Source organism: Paenibacillus forsythiae T98 (assembly GCF_000520735.1).
GTDB classification, from domain to species: Bacteria; Bacillota; Bacilli; order Paenibacillales; family Paenibacillaceae; genus Paenibacillus_AQ; species Paenibacillus_AQ forsythiae.
Window position 1 is genome coordinate 1 of sequence record NZ_ASSC01000371.1, and the last position, 2,683, is coordinate 2,683.

2 protein-coding genes and 1 pseudogene are annotated in these 2,683 nt (G+C 55.0%); all 3 read left to right on the forward strand.

The features are described from left to right. Positions 1-1,842 (forward strand): putative bifunctional diguanylate cyclase/phosphodiesterase (locus tag L692_RS28590; protein WP_025700145.1); only part of this gene is annotated, 1,842 nt, incomplete at its 5' end. Positions 1,843-1,897: 55 nt separating this feature from the next. Beyond that, on the forward strand, positions 1,898-2,374 hold the full coding sequence (locus L692_RS0111995; RefSeq protein WP_025700147.1) for a DsrE/DsrF/DrsH-like family protein: 477 nt from the start codon (positions 1,898-1,900) through the stop codon (positions 2,372-2,374). A 130-nt stretch (positions 2,375-2,504) separates the two neighbouring features. Beyond that, positions 2,505-2,683, forward strand: a pseudogene (locus L692_RS32675) (aminotransferase class V-fold PLP-dependent enzyme); the annotation flags it as partial.

Consider the following 2,683-nt stretch of genomic DNA (forward strand, 5'->3'; position numbering starts at 1 on the left):
CTGTTTCTCGAATCCAGTCTTTCCACGCCGGGCCTGGTTGAGGAGACGATCCGGTCGCGGGCCATAACGGTGGATGGTCCTCGCGTCCTCGCCCAGGGCGAATACGGGATGGTGATCAGACAGGCGCTTTTTAACCGTAATACCTTCGAAGGCATTGTCTCCGTCACGCTGCGCATCAACGATATTATCAGCCATTTTCTGGGGAGCAGCTCCCGGGTGTTCGTGACGCGGGAAGATCACAGCTTTCTGTTCGGCTCTCAGGCGGAGAACAAGGGCACCCTGATCAGCATTCCGGTTGATTTCTACAACCAGAGCTGGCTGATTAACACTTATCTTGATCCCCGGGCAAAATGGAATGCGCTGCTTAGTGTTCTTTTGGTGGATCTTGCTTTTTTGTCGATCATTGCCTCCGTTTTATATTTCCTCACCCGGCAAAGACGGTTCAACCGGGAGCTGGAGCATGTTGTCAATATCCGAACACGCGAGCTGCGCATTTCTGAGAAGCTGTATGAGAAGCTCGCCTATTATGACAGTCTGACTGAAATTCCGAACCGCCGGTTTTTCATGGACGAATTCGACCGGCTGCTCAGGGAGGCCTCCCCCTCGCAGACCTTTACGCTGTTCTTTTTCGATGTCAACCGGTTCAAGGAAATCAACGATACGCTGGGACATTCGGCAGGCGACCAGGTGATACGTACCCTTGCGGGACGAATATATAAGGCCAATCTTCCCTGCAGGCTGTTCGCGCGAACCGGCGGAGACGAATTTGTCATGCTGTTTCAGAACTTGCCCCGGGAGCGGATTTCGGAAATGGCCGAACAGCTCAGCGAGATCGCTGCCAAGCCGCTTATGATCTCGGGAACGCATCTCAACCTGTCCGTCAGCATCGGCATTTCACTGTATCCGGAGCATTCCACGAAAAAAGAGGACTTGCTTAAATACGCGGACATGTCCATGTACCAGGCCAAATCGACGGATGGGCAGGGTTATTTCCTGTTTGACAATCAGCTTGGAGAGAAGCTTCAGCAAAAAACGCTGATCGCCAGATATCTGCATTCCGCGCTGGAGAATCAGGAGTTTGTGCTGCACTATCAGCCGCAGGTCCATGCCGCCACCGGCGCCATCGCCGGTCTGGAAGCGCTGATTCGCTGGAACCATCCCGGCAAGGGGCTGCTCCTGCCGGGCCATTTCATCGCGGCCGTCGAGGAAGCGGGACTCATGACCCAGTTGACCGATTGGGTTATCCGCGAAGTATGCAGGCAGCTGTCCGCATGGAAGCGGGAGGGACTGGAGATTCCGCGCACCTCCGTCAACATTTCCAACAGCTGGTTCTATAATCGCAATCTGCTGCCGATGCTCCGCTCCATCCTGGATGAGTATGGGCTTACACCGGACTGCCTTGAATTCGAAATTACGGAGAGCACCGCCTTGCTTGAGGAGCACTATCCGCTGCTGCAGCAGATGCGGGATGCAGGAATTCTTGTGTCCATCGACGATTTCGGCACCAAGTACTCCTCGCTCAATTATCTGAAGCATTTTCCGGTGGGCAAAATCAAAATCGACCGCGCCTTCATCGTCGGCATCGGCCAAAGCTCCATCGATGAGGCGATCATCCAATCGATCACCTTTGTCGCTTCGCAGCTTGGCTACGATCTGATTGCCGAAGGCGTCGAGAGCGAGCATCAGGTTGATTTTCTGGTGGCGCATGGCTGCAAATATATGCAGGGCTTTCTGTTCTACCGCCCCCTTCCCGCCGAAGAGATCCGGCCGATGCTGAGCTCGCTTGCGTATAAGGCGGGCAAGGCCCCCTTGCAGCAGTGCGGCAGCGCCAAGGAATCATAGAACGGCGCCTGACCGCCCATACTAAGGCCATTCCCCTACGGAGGTGGCCAAGGCAGTGAACAAAAAAATGAACCTGCTGATGTTCAGCGGCGAATACGACAAGGCGATGGCCGGCTTGATTCTGGCTAACAGCGCGAGAGAGATTGAGGTGGAGGTTACAATATTCTTCGCGTTCTGGGGACTGTTCCTGGTGCGCGATCCCGAAAAGATGACGCTGGAGGACAAGAGCATCTACGAAAAGCTGATGGACGTCATTACGCCCAAGGGACCGGAGCAGCTTCCGCTGTCGCGGATGAATTTCAGCGGGCTCGGGAAATGGATGCTGGAGGAAATGATTGAAGACCAGGGCGCGCCGAAGCTGATTCATTTCCTGAAGGGCGCCCGCAAAAAGAACGTTAAATTCTACGCCTGCAAGCTGTCTGTGGAAATTATGGGCTTTAAGCCCGAGGAGCTGCTGCCGGAAGTGGAGATTATCGATGCGGCCTCCTACTTGAAAGACGCGCTGGAGAGCGACCTTCAGCTGTTTATTTAGAGATGCGGGCGGCCTTGCTCCGCCTCTCCAATGGTTCCGGCCCGACAAGCCGTTTGACGGGTTCAGGCTGGGCGTTAACCTATTTTCTCCGCTGGGCATATACTGAGCCAAAGACTCTTGGCTGGAGGGAATGCCCGTGCTTAAATCCATCCTCGCCTCTTCTGCGGAAGAGGCCGATTCTCTGGAGGCCTATTTTAGCCCTTTTCGCGAGCACACGATCGGTCTGGGCCATCCCATTTCAACCCCATACGGAAAAAAGCCTCTGCTGTACGCCGATTGGACGGCCAGCGGCCGCCTGTACGAACCGAT